We start from the raw sequence: 16,163 nt of genomic DNA, 5'->3' as shown, positions 1-16,163 counted from the left end.
CGGGCTTGCTCGCGAAAGCGGTGCGTCAGTCGACATCTTTGGTGGATGTCAGACCGCATTCGCGAGCAAGCCCGCTCCCACAGGGGATCTGAGTTTGTCCTAGGAACCCTTGCTGCCCTTTTCATTGGCCGGGTCGTAGACCTTGGTCAGGTCACCGCCGAGGCGGAAGGTCTTGAACGGTTGCATCTTGTGCTTCTTCGCCAGCACCTCGGGCGAGCAGGTGTAGAGCGAGCAGAACGGTTCGAGCCAGGCGAATTTCGAGTCGACCTTCAAGTCGGTCATGTCCTGTTCCTTGCCGTTCTTTTCCTCGAACTCATCCGGGTCTTTCACCCCGGCGAGCACGCGATCACCCAGGCGTTTCAATGCGCCGTTGTTTTCCTGGCGCAAATCCACACCGTTGACCTGGGCGAAACTGGCGATCATCGCCAGCGGCGGCAGGGCGTAGTTGTGGTAGGCCAGGGCCCGTTGCTGACGCTTGAGTTCGTTGGGCAGGTAGCCGTCGGCGTCGACCTGGTTGGCGCCGACCTTGTATTCCTTCACTGCCCAGTCGAACAGGTCGCGACGGTTGGTGGCGACGGACGTGGCCATCACTGACCAGGCGGCCCAGTACGAGTGGTTGTTGGTCTGGTCGAGCGGCAGGTTGTCCCAGTCGCTGACCACCTGGTCGGCCATCTTGCTGAACCAGGCTTCGATCAGCTGCGACTCTTGCTGATGGTTGGCCAGCGGACGGGAGTCGGAGAATTTCAGGCGAATGTACGACGACGCCATGCTGCCCAACGCCCATTTGCGCATGGACTTGCCGGTGTGGTTGAAGTCCTTGGACATCAGCGCATCGGCCTTGGCCCAGGCGGTCAACCAGGTCAGCGTGCACTCCAGTTGTTCCGGGCGGCCGTCACGCATGAACTGCATCACGCGCTTACTGATGCCTCGCTCGATCTTGGTGATGTCGGCGGTGCTTTCGCGGAAGGCTTTTTCCGACTGCTCGTTCAGGGTCGCGCGGGCCTTGTCCGAACCTTCGTATTTGCTGCGAAATTGCAGCGAGCCGGTGTACGGCGTCGGCATCGCATCGCAGCCTTCGCTCTTGTCGCCGGTTTTGATTTTTTCAATCGGCGCGAAGTATCCCTGCGGCGGGCGCAGTGGCGCCGCAGCCTGCGCTGCACCGGCGAACATCGCCAGGCTTAACAGGGTGGGTGCCAACAATTTTGAAAGTATCGGATTTCGCATAGCAGACCTCATTGCCCGACCGAAGCAGTACGCTGTTCGGCGCTCGGGAATACGTTGCGTTTGCAGATTTTCGCTTCGACTTTCTGTGGCGTGGTGGCGTTTTCAGGCCCCAGGATTTCGACGGCCAGCAGATTCTGCGTGGCCCAGTCTTCGTCCGTGCGCAACTCGAAGGCGAAACGCCCGTCGGTATCGGAGGTTTCCGGTTTGTCGATCTTGATGTCCTCGTGGCGTCCGTTCATGTACCAGAGGGTGGCTTGCAGGGTTTTCACCGAGGTGTCGGCGAAGCGGATGTCGACCTGGTGACTGCCGTTTTGCAGGTTCAGGTTTTTGCTGTTGACCATCAGTTCATTCTTGCCCGGCTTCAGGGTGGTGCTGCCGGACATCTGCGCATCCTTGCCTTCGCAACCGTTGTCCAGCAGCGCCATCATCTGGCGGTAGATGGTTTCCTGGTCGAGGCGATACAGCGGCGAGAATTCCCAGATGAGAATCTTCGGCGGGTTCTTCTGGAACTCGTCGCTGCCCAGGTACTGCAGCATCGAACCTTCCAGGCCGCCGCCGGGGAACGCCACGTTGAGAATGTCGGCGCCGATGGCCTCTTCGAGGAAACCGGCGAAGTTGTAGTTCTTGCCGCTGTGGGAGGTACCGACCAGGGTGATTTCCGGATTGCCGGAATCGCCGAACAGATCGCCATCGCCCGCTTCGCCCTTCGGCTCGGTGGTGAACTGATCCATGTACTGGATCGCGTAGCTGGTGCCACAGAGTTGACCGGCCATGTTGTGCAATGTTCCGGTCTTGCCCATGCGACCCGACTTGTGGGTCTCGAATTCGCGCTTGGGAATGTCGGCGAACTCAGGCAATTGCTTGACCTTCTCGGCGACGATTTTCGCCGTGCGCTGTGCACCATATGGAGTCCAGTGCTGGTCGCCACGGAAGTAGAAATCGTGGGCGGGCAGGGTGTCGGGCAGTTGCTCGTTGGTCAGCGGCGACAGGTCCGGAACGACATAGCCCATCTGCGCAAAACGACCGAGCATGGACTTGTAGTTCCTCAGCGCCTTGTCGAAGTCGAAGCTGGCTTTCTCTGCCGGGTTGAGCTTGTTGCGGTTCACCAGGCCACGGGTCGGCTGATAGACCACGACCAGTTCGACACCTTTGCTCTTGAACGCATCGTGCAGTTGTTTCATGCGTTTGTAGCCGGCGGGCGTGGTGTCGAATTCGGTGCGCAAATCTTCTTGCGTACGGAACAACCAGTCGCCCTGGGCCTGTACCAGCGTGGTGAAGTTCTGCTGATAACGGGTGGTGTAGTTCTTCGCATCGTGGGCGGCCGGGCACAGGCTGCAGCACGGTTCTGCGGTGAAGCTAGGCGCTTTGACCTCATCGGCGCGAGCACCACCGCTGGCGGCGAGAATGCCGGCGGTCAGGGCCGACAGGCTGAGTAATTTGATCAAGTGTGGGTGCATAAGATTATCCTCAGTCCCGCATTTCGGTCTGGCGTTCGACGGGGTCGATCAGCACGGCTTTCTGCTGGCGCACCAGCAGGTCGAGAATTTCATCCTGGCGCTCGCCGAGAATCCCCGAAAAGCTGATGCCGCTGGATTTGGTCGGGGCGAGCATGGACACGCGATACAACTCGACACTCAGCGGCGAGTCGATGGACAGCGGCCCGCTACCGTTGGCCGCCAACTCACCGCCGACCACGATCAGCGACACCTGGGCGTCGAACGGGTCGAGCTTGATGTCACGGTCGGTGTTGCTCAGGTCCTTGATGTGCCCGTAGACGCCGGTCAGGCCGTTGGCCATGGCGACGTTTTCGTACAGGCGAATGTTCACGCTGTTACGAATGCGGATGCCGTGGCGACGGTTGCTGACGACTTTGTTGCCCCACAGCAGGTTGTCGGCACTCTCGTAGAGGGTGATGCCGTCGGTGTGGTTCTGGTAGATCTCGTTGTGGGCGATCAGGTTGTTCACGCTGTTACGGTCGATCACCAGGCCCGACAACTTGTTGTCGTAGCTGCGGTTGTTGAAGATGAAGCTGTCGTTGACCTCACGGGAAATAATGATCCCGTGCTTCTTCTTGGTCCCGTACACCGTGTTGTCGGCAATGATCAGACCGTGGGAACGGTCGTGGGGGTCGATGCCGTAGACGATGTTGTCTTTGTAGGTGTTGCCCTTGACCACGAAGTCGCGGGTTTCATAGCAGTAGAAGCCGTACCACATGTCCGAGAACTCGGAGCCGACGATCCAGCCGGTCGGCTCAGGACGCTTGAGCACCTTGGCCATGTTCGGCGTGTACTGGGAAATACTCACGCCGTAGGATTTACTGTTGGCGTAGCCGAAACTGGCGATCTTGCTGTTGGCGATGTAGGTTTCGGTGCCGCCCCAGGACAGCAGGAACGGACGGAATTCCTTGGGCGAATTGAACGTCGCCGGGCCGTTGTCCTTCTCGCGCCAGCCAGTGATTTTTGTGTCACGCACGAACAGCTGGCCGTCGTTGACCAGGAACGAGCCGGCCTCCTGGGACAGGCGCAGTTCCTGGGTCTGCTTGTCGATTTCCAGGATGCCGTGGCGACCGACCACGATCGGCAACTTCGCCAGGAACACACCCGGCGAGGTTTCGCTGAAGTACTGCTTGGGGACCTTTTTCGCCAGGTCCTTGAGGTTCATGTAGCCGTCGTCGACGAAGATCGCCTGGGGGATGCCGTGCTGACGCACTACCCACTCGGCCATCTTGTTGTCGCCACCGATGAAGTCCTTCAGGGCGTCTTCCTGCATCATCCGGCGCAGGCTGATCTTGCCCGGTTTGCTGCGCACGATCTTCGCGGCGATGGCTTCGGCTGTGTAGCCGGAAACGTCCGGCAGTTTCGGCGTGGCCAGTTCCAGCGGCCCGGTCGGTGCGCTGCTGACGGTGTAGGTCTTGGCCTGTTGCAGTTCCTTGGCCGTGGTTGCCGGCTTCGCCGGCTCCACATTGGCGAAGCCAGTCGCACTGGCCAGCAGCATCGCGCCGGCCAGCAGGCTGATCGAGCCTTTTCGGGCTGGATGATTCATCTGGAAGACTCCCTTCGCAATGTGCATCAGAAGCGCCAGATCACGTCGATGAACGCGCGGTGCATGTACGAATCGACTTCCTTGCCGTACGCATCGCCTGGCTTGAACACGCCGCCACGAAAGCGCACCAGGGCCGAAGGCTCATCGATCGCCTGACTCATCGAAACTGGCAACAGGCCTTGCTTGAAGTACTTGGTCACCACCAGGTCCATTTCCTGACCGAGGTCTTTCTCGCCATCGTTCAGTGGCAGGGACGTACTGGAGAGGATCGCGCCAGTCACGTCATCGGTATTGTTCTGCACAGCGTCGATGCCGTTGCTGCCGACCGGCTTGTTGCCGTCGACGCGCCAGAATTTGTGGTAGATCAGGCTGGCGTCGTATTCGTCGTTGAGCATCCACGAACCGAACAGAGTGGCGCTCTGCATGTTGTTCATTTCGCCACGGAAGGCTTCGCCGAAACGGTGCACGCGCGAGCGGGTACCGGTGTAGTTCGAGCGGTTACTTTCCAGACCGTTCTGTTCATAGTCTTCGCTGGCGCGGGCGTAGGCCGCACCGACTTGCCATTGCGGATCGAGGCGCAGGCGAACACCCAGATCGGTGGCCCAGCCATCGACATCGCCGCTGCGCTTGGCTTGTGCGGGAGCGGTGCCATCGGCGTTCAGCGGATTGACCGTGTCACGGTCGCCGCTCATGCCGGTGATGCTGCCCCAGTAGTTGACTGTGTTGGTATTGCGCCAGTTGTAGGCGTCGCTGTCGGCGGTGAGGCCGAGCCAGCTGATGTCGCCGTTTTGTTTTTTGTCCAGCGAATCGCTCGGCACGCCCGGTTGTGCGTAGTCGAGTTTGCCGTCGTCGTGGGTGTGATGACCGCGGATGCCCACCCAGTTGCCCGGTGTCCACTGGTACGCCGCATCGGCGTAAGCGTGCAGGCGATCCTTGTCCTCTGGTGCGAGCTCCTTGAGGTCGGTGCGGTACTCGCTGAAGCGTTCGGCGATACCGACGTTGGCGCGCAGCAGGGTGGTGTCGAAGGTCCAGTTAAGGGCTTCGATGTTGGTGTCGCGCCATTGGCCGTCGTCATTGCGCAGGCGCTGGCGACCGAACTTCAGGATCTCGCCGGGGTAGGGCGTGAAGCCGCTGTAGCCGACCCAGAACTCACGCATCGCCAGGTAGTTTTTCTTGGTCTCGCGATCACCATTGTCGGTGTTCTCGGCGCCATCGGATTGTTGCAGGGTGTCGGTCTCGATGATGTCGGTGGACGTCACTGCCTGACCCATGGCGTAGGCGCTCCACGCGCCGCTTTCGCCATAGACCCACGGACGCAGGTCGAGACCGACGCCGTTGACGTCGCCGCCGTCGGCGGTGCCGAGGTCACGGTCGTCTTCGGACTGGCCGGTGATTTTTACGTCCAGGCCGAAGTTCTTGGTTTCTTCAGTCATGGCAGCCAGCGTCGGGCAAGACCAGATCAGCGCGAATGTCAGGCCGATGCCGGCCTTCATGAATGGATTCAACTTCATTGGGATTCCTCGCCATCTTCTTCTTGCAGGGCATGCAGTTCCGGCGTGTTCGGGCTCAGGGCACCGCGCACGGCCTGTTCTTGTTTCAACAGGCGTTGGGCCTCGGCCAACCGGTCGGGCGGCAGCTGCGTTTGGATTGTTTGCGCAAGCTCGGTGGCTTGCGGAGTGTTCTGGGCCAGGGCCAGTTGGCTGAAGACATAGGCGTTCAGCGGATCCGGCTTGGTGCCCTTGCCTTGGGAAAACAGTTGGGCGATGGCGAAGTCGGCGCTGTTCTGGCCGTTGCGCGCAGCGGTCAACAGATGGTCGAGGGCCTTCTGCGGATAGACCTTGCCCAGGTAGCCACGGCGATAAATCTGGCCGAGGTAGTAATCGGCAGCGACTTCACGGCCGACGGCTTTCTGGAAATGCGCTTCGGCGACCTTGGCGTCGGCCGGCACCAGTTTGCCTTCGAAGTAGAGCTTGCCCAGCAACAGCTCGGCGCGGGGCTGGTCGGCGGCGCGGCCGTTGTCCAGGTACTTCATCATCTGGTCGACGTCGCCCAGTTCGGGGAAGTCGTAGAGCAGTTGCGCGAGGGAGACCCACGACGCCGGATAGCCCGGTGCGATCGGCTCTAGCAGCGACTGCGCGGTTTTCTCGTCTGTCTTGCCCAGGGAGGCATCGGCGAGCACGCGGGCGACGCTGTCGACGCGCTGCGCCGAAACGGTGCCATAGGCATGAGCCGCTTGCATCTGCTTGATCAGCTCGGCCTGTTGCTCTGGCTTGGCCTGTTTCTGATAGACCGTGGCCAGTTCGACGTAGCAGATGTCGCTGGTGTTGAGCGCGGCCTTGCAGATTTTTTCCACGTCATCCAGATGCTGGTCGTAGGTGCCCTGGGTGCGATAGAGCAGCACCTGCGCCAGACCCGCTTCCGGCTTGCCTTCGGCGCGCCATTGGCTGATCTGCTGCTGGGCATTCACGTTGGGGAAGCTGTGCGGGTATTGCAGGTACAGCATCGCCAACGGGATCAGCGTATTGCCTTCGCCCGCCGCGGCGGCTTTTTTCAACAGGGTTTCGGCTTCGTGTTGTTCCGCTTCGGTGGAGCCGGGCTTGGCCACCAGCAGACGACCGAGGCGTGCCTGGGCGCGCGGCGAAACGCTGGCCGCGGCGCGGTAAGTCGCCTCGGCCTGTTTCATCTGCGTCGGGTCACGGCTGTCGACCTGGAGATCGGCCAGGCCGACCTGGGCTTCGCTGTAGCCCAGGTCGGCCAGTTGCCGGTAATTCTGCGCAGCGGTGGCGGTATCGCCACGTTTGAGCGCTTCGTTGGCCAGGCGCTGGTCGGGCAGGCCGGCGCAGCCGGCCAGGCTCACCGCCAATGCCACAGCACACAGAGACCCCATGTGGGAGCGGGCTTGCTCGCGAAAGCGGTGTGTCATCCCACATTGATGTTGAATATTAAACCGCATTCGCGAGCAAGCCCGCTCCCACAGGGGCTGCGGCGTGTTTTGAATTTTTGTGATAGTCACAGGCATGTCCTCGACTTAAAGACCGACAGCCATGGCTTTGTCGATCAGCCAGTTCAGGTTCGGGCCACGGTCGCTGTTCACTTCCACCGGGCGGCCGGCGAGGGAGCTGTCCAGGGTTTCGTCCGGCTGGATCAGCACGCGGATGTCAGAAGACAGGTCGGCGCTTTTCAGGCTGGTGCTGCTGACGATCTTGCCGGTGCGGCTCTTGTCCTCGCCGGCGATCTGGAAGCGCACTGAAGTACCCGGGCGCACGTCGCTGAACTGGCGATAGGAGAAGCGCGCTTCTACGTTGGCTTCGCTGTTACGCGGCACCAGTTGGAAGATCACGTCGCCCTTGCTGGCGTACTGGCCGTTGGCGACCATTTGCTGGGCCACGGTGCAGTCGCAAGGCGAGGTCAGGGTGCCGGTCATCTGCTTGCCGAACAGTTCTTCAACCTTGGCCGGTTGCAGTTGGTCTTCGTCCAGATGGCCCTTGAGCACGTCGAGCATGCTGGTGCTGAAGGTCGCCAGCGGTGCGCCCTTGGCGGCCACGCCGTCGGCTTTCACCAGGCTCTGCACGGTGCCGTCGCGAGGCATGGTGATGTTCACGCCCGGCACGCTGACCAGGCCGGCCTGGGCGTGGCTGACGAAGTACATGCCATACACCGATTTGAAGACAAAGCCGAATGCAGCCACGCCGACAACGAAGATCCCCAGGCTGAAGGTCACGGCTTTCAGGCGTCCGAACGCGGACATGCCGTGGCCGCCGTCCTTGACCTTGCGCGCCTTGGTGAAGTTGTCGCGCTGCAGGGTCGCCAGCATTTCACCCACGCTGACGATGTCGCCAGCCAGGTGCGAAGTGATCAGGTGGCGCAGGGTCGAGATGTCCCGTGGTTCCAGGTTCTGGAACTGGCAGCCGGCGCGTCCGGTCTCGCGATCGAAAGAGCGGACCTGCAACTCGACGTCCATGGCCAGGCCGAGGTTGTCGATGACGAATTGCAGGCGGGCCTTGTACACGTCACCCATCTTCAGCGGCAGTTGACCGGCGTTGAACGCCAGGCCACCGGCGGACAGATCGATCACCCGGGCTTCGACCGGCGTCCGGTCAGGGCCGAAGAAACGCAACTTGGCCGGGATTTTCACTCGGGCGTGTTGGCGCTGGGCTTCGGATTCGTGCACTACGTTGGCGTTGACGGCGGTATTCATAAAGGCGATTTCCTGGTTAATTCAATAAGGGGGCGGTCAGACCATCAACAGCAGCACGGCGACAAAAATGCTGCCGGCAGAGAAGGTCATGGTCCGAGACGACCAAGTGTTGAACCAACGTTGAAAGCTGGCGAGATCACGGGTCAGAGACGTGGGTTGGCGGGTCCAGGACTGTTGGTCGAGGCGGAAGAACACGTAGATCTTCACCAGCGCGCCGACGATCTGGTTGTAATAGAGAATCGCCGGGTAAGCCGGGCCGATCCGGTGTCCGGAGCACGACAGCAACAAGGTCAGGATGAACCGGGTGATGCCGATCCACAGCAGGTACACCAGGATGAACGCGGTGCCGTACTTGAAGCTGGCGATCAACGCCACGGTCAGGCCCAGCAGCGAGGTCCACATCGACACGCGCTGGTCGAACAGCACCACCGAAGTGAACACGCCGAGGCGTTTGATCCCCAGGCCCAGGGCACGGGAGTTCTGCCGCAGGTTGTTGCCGTACCAACGGAACATCAGCTTGCGGCTGGCCTTGATGAAGCTCTTTTCCGGCGGGTGTTCAACGGTGTTGATCGCCGCGTCGGGCACGTAGAACGTGTCGTAGCCCAGGCGCATCAGGCTGAACCAGCTCGACTTGTCATCGCCGGTAAGGAACTTGAAGCGACCCAGGCGCCAGTGTTGCAGCGAGTCGCTTTCCACGTCGGCGATGAAGTCCGGGTTGGTGACCACGGTGGCGCGGAACACCGACATGCGGCCGGTCATGGTCAGCACGCGCTTGGACAAGGCCATCGAGCACATGTTGATGTGGCGCTGGGCGAAACGCAGCTTGTGCCATTCGCTCATGATGTAGCCGCCGCGCACTTCGCAGAATTCGTTGGTGGTCAGGCCGCCGACGTTGCCGAACATCTGGAACCACGGCACGGTCTTGAGCACCACGCCTTCGGCCAGCACGGTGTCGCCATCGATCACCGCGACCACGGCGCGATCATCCGGCAGGTGCCGGGAGATGGCGCGGAAGCCGTAGGCCAGGCCATCGCGTTTGCCGGTGCCGGGAATGCGCACGAAGTCGAGCTTGACCCGGGACGGCGGGTTCATCCGTTTCCACAGGCTTTTGACCAGCAGCTCATCGGACATTTCCACGATGGAGCAGACCACGGTGGTCGGCAGGCCGCAGTCGATGGCTTCGCGGATCACCGAGCTGTAGACCTGTGCGGTGGTCAGGGCGTCGATGCGGAAACTGGTGACCATCAGGAACACGTGGGACGGGTCAGCCGCTTTGCCCAGCTTGCGCACTTTGCGCCGCAGGTGCGGGTAGACGATGTACAGAAAAATCATGCCGCGCACAAAGTGGGTGGCACCCATCGAATAGCGCCAGATACCCACGGCGCCAATCAGGAAAATGAAGTCCTTCGACTCGGAGTCGAACGTGGACACGGGCAGCGCCATGGCGAGGCCCATCAGTAAACTCAGGTAGAACAGCCAACCGGCGGCCTGGAGTAGGCCGTGTTTTAGCCTGTGCATAATCGGAATCCTAAAGTCAGTTGCAAGCCCCAAGCTTCAAGCCCCAAGCGAGGAGCTTTGAACTTGCGGCTTGGAGCTTGAAGCTTGCGGCTGCTTTACCAGCAGATACCTTCAGTCCGGCCAGTCACGCTGGTGGCCTTGGACATGAAACCGACCAGGTCGATCACTTGCTTGCCGTGTGGAACTTCCTGCACCAGCGCGCGGAACTTCTCGTCGCGGTTGCCGAGGATGATCACGTCGGAGTTGTTGATCACCGCGTCGAAGTCGGAGTTGAGCAAGGACGAGACGTGAGGGATCTTCGACTCGATGTAGTCCTTGTTCGCACCGTGAACGCGGGCGTACTCGACGTTGCTGTCGTAGATGCTCAGGTCATAGCCCTTGCCGATCAGCATTTCTGCCAGGTCGACCAGCGGGCTTTCGCGCAGGTCGTCGGTGCCGGCCTTGAAGCTCAAGCCCAGCAGGGCGACTTTGCGTTTGTCGTGGCTGGAAACGATGTCGAAAGCGTTCTGCACCTGGGATTCGTTGCTGCGCATCAGCGAGTTGAGCAACGGGGCTTCCACGTCCAGGGAACCGGCGCGGTAGGTCAGGGCACGCACGTCTTTTGGCAGGCACGAGCCGCCGAAGGCGAAGCCTGGGCGCATGTAGTACTGGGACAGGTTGAGGGTCTTGTCCTGGCAGACCACGTCCATCACTTCACGACCGTCGACGCCGACCGCCTTGGCGATGTTGCCGATTTCGTTGGCGAAGGTGACCTTGGTGGCGTGCCACACGTTGCAGGTGTACTTGATCATCTCGGCGACCGCGATGTCCTTGCGGATGATCGGTGCGTCGAGCTCTTCGTACAGCGATTGCAGAACGTCGCCGGACGCCTTGTCGAATTCACCGATGACGGTCATTGGCGGCTGGTCGTAGTCGGCGATGGCGGTGCTTTCGCGCAGGAACTCAGGGTTCACGGCCACGCCGAAATCAACACCGGCCTTCTTGCCGGAGCAGTCTTCGAGAATCGGGATGACCACATTGGCCACGGTACCCGGCAGTACGGTGCTGCGCACCACGATGGTGTGGCGGGTGGTCTTGTCACGCAGGACAAAACCGATTTCGCGGCACACTGCCTCGATGTAGTTCAGTTCCAGATCGCCGTTCTTCTTGCTCGGCGTGCCCACACAGATCATCGACAGGTCGGTGTCGCGAATCGCCTCGGCGAAGTTGGTGGTGCCACGCAGACGACCTGTCTGGATGCCTTGGGCCAGAAGTTCACCCAGGCCTGGTTCAACGATCGGCGATTTGCCGGCATTGATCATATCGATCTTGTCTTTGGCCACATCGACGCCAACGACGTCATGGCCCCGTGCAGACAGGCAACCGGCACATACTGCGCCGACGTAACCCAAACCAAAAATGCTGATGCGCATCGCAATTACCTCTGTATTGATCAAGCCATTAGATGGCCGGAGTTAATGGTGTTCAGCGTGTTTTAGTGCACTCGCAAGTGTGCCTTACAGGCACGACAATGCTCTGTGATGGCATATAAGTTACGAGTGTCTAAATAAATGCACTCAAGGTGTGCGCAACTAGGCCTTGTTATTATGATTTGCCCTGTTATGCAGCCGATCCCTCTTTCGGAGGATGCAGGCGCAACGGCCTTGCACGCCTGATGTCAGGCCGAAAGCCCGTAGATCAAGCGGTTGGGTGCTCGGGTGAGCACGTTTATAGGGGCGCTGTCGTGGCCTTGTAGGGGATAGTCATACCGCGTTATCTCCTGTCCGATTGCTGTTGTCCAAATCGGTGATTAGTCAGCGCAAGTTAATATTACAACTTCGCTACACGAATCGCTTATCTGCGTAAGTTATCTCGTACACGCTCGGCGAGAATCGTTACCGGTGGTATGAGCGGCGCGTTTGGACATAGTTCCAGCCCGCTCATCGCGAAATCTGAAATTTCTTGAAATATTGAGAAAGATGGCACTGCTCTCAAATTGATAGCACTTACCGTTTCGCCCTTTATATATAGGCGGATAATTGGGTCGGATAGTTTTTTGCCACTACTGTTAAAAAAAGTCAGTGCCACTACGCAAAAAAATGATTGAAGTCGAGTGAAACTAAAGTTAGAAAATCAGCTGGTGTTTTTATGGCGCCAAAAAAATGGCGAAATGGCGGGGAAGTCTGAAGTGAATCAAGGGTCGGCGCACGAGGGTTTGTGGAGGTCGTGCGCCGACCGGATGTATCACTCTGGTGCGTGATCGCGTAGAAACACCAGATTGTCCGGCTTGGACTGTTCGGCGCTGTAGCGATAGCCTTGAACGTCGAACTGCTTGAGGGTGGCCGGGTCGTTGATGCGTTCTTCGATGACGAAGCGACTCATCAAGCCACGGGCCTTTTTCGCGTAGAAGCTGATGATCTTGTACTGGCCGTTCTTCAGGTCCTTGAATTCGGTATTGATGATGCGCGCGTTCAAGGCGTTGCGTTTGACGGCCGAGAAGTACTCGTTGGACGCCAGGTTGAGCAGCACGTCATCGCCTTGATCGACCAGGGCTTCGTTCAGCCATTCGCTGATGCGCGTGCCCCAGAAGGCATACAAATCCTTGCCCCGAGCGTTGGCCAGTTTGGTGCCCATTTCCAGGCGATAGGGTTGCATCAGGTCCAGCGGGCGCAGCAGGCCATAGAGGCCCGAGAGCATGCGCAGGTGTTTTTGGGCGTAATCGAAATCGGCTTCGCTGAGGGTTTGCGCATTCATGCCGGTGTACACATCGCCCTTGAATGCCAGCAGCGCCTGCTTGGCGTTTTCCGGGGTGAACGCGGGCGTCCAGCTGTCGAAACGCGCGGCGTTGAGCCCGCCGATCTTGTCGGAAACGTGCATCAATTCGCTGATTTGCGCGGGCGTCAGCTCGCGCAATTGCAGGATCAACTCCTGGGAGTGGTCGAGGTACTGCGGCTGGGTGAAGCGCTGGGTCGCCGGCGGTGTTTCATAGTCGAGGGTCTTGGCGGGTGAAATCACCATCAGCATGAAGTCGTCTCCTTTAATCGTGGCGGCGATTCTAGGGGGTTGTCCTCGTTGACTCCAGCTATCGCGTCCATAGGTGATGGCCGGTTCGCCACCAACCCCTTGTGGGAGCGGGCTTGCTCGCGAATGCGGTATGACATTCAGCGAAAATGTCGACTGATACACCGCTTTCGCGAGCAAGCCCGCTCCCACAGTGGTTCGGTGTTGCTGCAGGAGGTGTGTCTGGATCAGCTATAGTGCCGCGCGGGTTTTGTTATGGAGACATCCCATTGCGTATCGCTTTTCTCATTTCGATCTGGCTACTGAGCTTCGGCGCCATCGCGGCTCCGGGCGATGTGGCGACGCTCGATCGCAGCACCTGGCCGGAGAAACTCGGCAACCCGACACTGTTCGACGTGGCGTCCAGGGCCGAGATCCTCATGTTTTCCAGTGTCCTGTTGGCCAGCGAGTCGCTGGATGAACCCGCCCTGGCCCAGCGCCTGGGCCTGCGCACGATCAATCTGGAGTCGGTCGACCGGGTTCGTCAGCGCATGTGGCAACGGCTGCTGGCCAACTACAACTTCGCCCAACAGAGTTGCGACCAGGATGCCTCCTTCTGTTTTCTGGTCGAAGACATGCCCACCTTGCGCGAGCAGGCTGCCAAATTCCAGGTCGGCGCAGACAGCTATTACATCAAGTGGGCCGAGCCGAGCCGCGTGTTCCACACCCAGTACCTGGACGAACAGTTGCACAAGGCCGCTTTGTTCCCGCAAGCCAGCAGCGAAGTCGATCATTTTGGCGACTATGAGCGCAGCGGCGGCGGGATGCATGACCGGCTGTTTCTGCTGACCTTCGACAGCGCGGCCAACGCCGCACCGGATAACACCGCCTGGGTCGCCGAGTACCTGCGCAAGTCGAACCTGAGCGGGACGTTCTTCGTCCTCGGCAAGGACATCCAGGCCCGTTTGGCCGAACATTCGGTGAGTAACCTGCAAGCGACCTACTCGAGCCAGTGCATCGGCGTACAAGGCTGGGAGTTCCGTTCCCACAGCCACTGGCAGGACTGGCAGGACTCGGTGCGCCGCAGCGCCGAACTGGTCAAGAGCAAGCTGCCGGAGAACTACGTGCCCCTGTTCCGTCCGCCCGATGGCCAGCGCCGTTCCGATGCCGAAGGCTTCTTCAAGACTCAGGGGTTGCAGGTAGCGTTGTGGGACATCGACGCCCAGGATGGTGCCGGCAAACTCAAGGGCAACCCGAGTGCGCAACGGGTGCTGACCCTGATGCTGCTGTGGCGGCACGGAGTGATCAATTTCAATGTGAAACAGGATTCAGTGAAAACGGCGTTGCCGTGGCTGGTCACGCAAACGGCGCCTGTCGGGATCGGCTGGGAGGATTGCCAGGATGCGTTTCGCTGAAAATGACAAAACCCCGTAAACATTGGGTTTTTGGCAATTTTGGAAGGGGATTCGTTGCAGGTGGACTTCCGACTTTAAACGGGTGATGGCAGTCCGCCAAGTGCTATTGGTCAATCTGCAAAATAAACTTCAAAAAAGCGTCAAAGTACTTTTTTCTGTCACACGTTTTGGAGTATTACGAAGACAGACCGCCGAAACCTGCAACACAGGTGGCGTCTTCCAAGACCCCGCATGTATGCAGAACACTTGAGTCCCCGCAGGTGTATTCGGCAGTCACTTCGAGGCGCAGCACCGTCAAGGTATTGCGTCGAATGGCTCCCACAAAGGTGACCGAGTATGGATGATCACGGACGTAGCTCTTCTTCCAACCAGCCAATCCTTTATGTACTCGATACCAACGTATTGATTCACGATCCAAACGCGCTGCTTAACTTCGAAGAACACCACGTCGCGATCCCGATGACCGTGCTTGAAGAGCTCGACAAGCTCAAGAGCGGGCATCACAGCGTAGCCGCCGAATGCCGCCAGGCCATCCGCCTGATCGACAAGACTCTGGGCGATGCCTCACCCGAGGACGTCGAGCAGGGTGTGCCGATCCAGCGTGGCAAAAGCGGACCCAAGGGTTTGCTGTCAATTTTGATGAGCAAGCATGCCGAGCCGAACCTGATTCTGCCCGAGCACCTGAACGACAACAAAATCATCAATCAACTGATCGACCTGCACGCGCGCGATCCGAAGAAGCCCGTGGTGCTGGTCACCAAAGACATCAACATGCGCCTCAAGGCGCGCGCCTGCGGAATCGCGGCCGAGGACTACAGCACCGACCAACTGGTCGATGACGTGTCCTTGCTGCCCAATGGCTACCACAACATGACCGGCTCTTTCTGGGACCGCGTGAGCAAGGTTGAAACCCGTCAGGACCACGGCCGCACCTGGCATCAGGTGCAATTGATCGACAACCTGCCGGCGGTGCACATCAACGAATTCATCATTGATGAACAGGGCTTTGTCGGCTGGATCAAGGAGATTGAAGAGGACCGCTTGCTGATCCTCGACCTGCACCAGGAACCGCTGCTGCACCAGGAAGCCTGGGGCCTCAAACCGCGTGATATCTATCAGAGCCTGGCGTTGTACGCCTTGCTCGATCCGGATATCCACCTGGTCAACCTGTCGGGTGCCGCGGGTTCGGGTAAAACCATCCTGGCGCTGGCCGCTGCGATCGAGCAGACCATGGTCAGCAAACGTTATCGTCGCATCATCGCTACCCGTAGCGTGCAGGGCCTGGATCAGGAAATCGGCTTCCTGCCCGGTACCGAGGCGGAAAAAATGGAGCCGTGGCTGGGCGCCATCACCGACAACCTCGAAGCCTTGCACATGGATGACGAAAGCACCCATGGCAGCGTCGACTACATCCTCAGCAAAGTGCCGTTGCAGTTCAAATCCCTCAACTATATCCGGGGCCGCAGCTTCCAGCAGAGCCTGATTCTGATCGACGAATGCCAGAACCTCACGCCGCACCAGATGAAAACCATCATCACCCGTGCCGGTGCCGGTTCCAAAGTGGTGTGCCTGGGCAACCTGGCACAGATCGACACCCCTTACCTGTCCGCGACCAGCTCCGGGCTGACCTACCTCACTGAACGCTTCAAGGACTTCCCGAACGGGGTGCATATCACCTTGCAAGGGGTACCACGTTCGATCCTGGCCGAATACGCCGAATCGCATCTGTAACTGTCCACCGGAACCGGGCGCCCGCAAGGTCGCCCGGTTTTTTGTACGCGAGGTAA

Annotated in this window: 11 protein-coding genes; 2 read left to right on the top strand and 9 right to left on the bottom strand. The window is 59.6% G+C overall.

What is annotated here, in order from left to right; genetic code table 11:
- Nucleotides 1-99 precede the first annotated feature (99 nt).
- The 9 genes from PspS34_RS23010 to yaaA form a co-directional block, all read right to left on the bottom strand.
- A complete protein-coding gene (locus PspS34_RS23010; RefSeq protein ID WP_150814295.1) occupies nt 100-1,224 on the bottom strand; it encodes a mannuronate-specific alginate lyase in 1,125 nt (374 codons plus the stop codon).
- Between the two features lie 8 nt (nt 1,225-1,232).
- Entirely contained in the window at nt 1,233-2,681 is a 1,449-nt protein-coding gene (locus PspS34_RS23005; RefSeq protein ID WP_154860487.1) for an alginate O-acetyltransferase, read from the bottom strand.
- Between the two features lie 10 nt (nt 2,682-2,691).
- A complete protein-coding gene (gene algG, locus PspS34_RS23000) occupies nt 2,692-4,266 on the bottom strand; it encodes a mannuronan 5-epimerase AlgG (RefSeq protein ID WP_154860486.1) in 1,575 nt (524 codons plus the stop codon).
- Between the two features lie 26 nt (nt 4,267-4,292).
- Nucleotides 4,293-5,777 carry an alginate export family protein gene (locus tag PspS34_RS22995; RefSeq protein ID WP_154860485.1) on the bottom strand — a complete coding sequence of 495 codons (1,485 nt, stop codon included), beginning with the start codon at nt 5,775-5,777 and terminating at the stop codon, nt 4,293-4,295.
- A complete protein-coding gene (algK, locus tag PspS34_RS22990) occupies nt 5,774-7,219 on the bottom strand; it encodes an alginate biosynthesis TPR repeat lipoprotein AlgK (RefSeq protein WP_223509078.1) in 1,446 nt (481 codons plus the stop codon). The genes PspS34_RS22995 and algK overlap by 4 nt, the downstream gene beginning before the upstream one ends.
- 75 nt (nt 7,220-7,294) lie before the next feature.
- Nucleotides 7,295-8,464 carry an alginate biosynthesis protein Alg44 gene (locus tag PspS34_RS22985; protein ID WP_102671020.1) on the bottom strand — a complete coding sequence of 390 codons (1,170 nt, stop codon included), beginning with the start codon at nt 8,462-8,464 and terminating at the stop codon, nt 7,295-7,297.
- A gap of 36 nt (nt 8,465-8,500) precedes the next feature.
- Entirely contained in the window at nt 8,501-9,985 is a 1,485-nt protein-coding gene (gene alg8 / locus PspS34_RS22980; protein ID WP_174245556.1) for a mannuronan synthase, read from the bottom strand.
- A gap of 92 nt (nt 9,986-10,077) precedes the next feature.
- Complete coding sequence (locus tag PspS34_RS22975; RefSeq protein WP_057713389.1) at nt 10,078-11,394, bottom strand: nucleotide sugar dehydrogenase; 1,317 nt, start codon at nt 11,392-11,394, stop codon at nt 10,078-10,080.
- An 811-nt stretch (nt 11,395-12,205) separates the two neighbouring features.
- On the bottom strand, nt 12,206-12,985 hold the full coding sequence (gene yaaA / locus PspS34_RS22970; protein ID WP_159390337.1) for a peroxide stress protein YaaA: 780 nt from the start codon (nt 12,983-12,985) through the stop codon (nt 12,206-12,208).
- Nucleotides 12,986-13,251: 266 nt separating this feature from the next.
- On the opposite strand from yaaA, the gene PspS34_RS22965 reads away from it, so the two are divergent.
- Nucleotides 13,252-14,376 (top strand): polysaccharide deacetylase family protein, encoded by a 1,125-nt coding sequence (locus tag PspS34_RS22965; protein ID WP_154860482.1) that lies wholly within the window; start codon nt 13,252-13,254, stop codon nt 14,374-14,376.
- A 336-nt stretch (nt 14,377-14,712) separates the two neighbouring features.
- Nucleotides 14,713-16,107: a PhoH family protein gene (locus tag PspS34_RS22960; protein ID WP_008050144.1), complete on the top strand. Its 1,395-nt coding sequence runs from the start codon at nt 14,713-14,715 to the stop codon at nt 16,105-16,107.
- Nucleotides 16,108-16,163: the final 56 nt, after the last annotated feature.

Source organism: Pseudomonas sp. S34 (genome assembly GCF_009866745.1).
GTDB classification, from domain to species: domain Bacteria; phylum Pseudomonadota; class Gammaproteobacteria; order Pseudomonadales; family Pseudomonadaceae; genus Aquipseudomonas; species Aquipseudomonas jessenii.
Note: the sequence above shows the minus strand (reverse complement) of the source record. Positions and strands in the feature narration are given on the sequence as shown.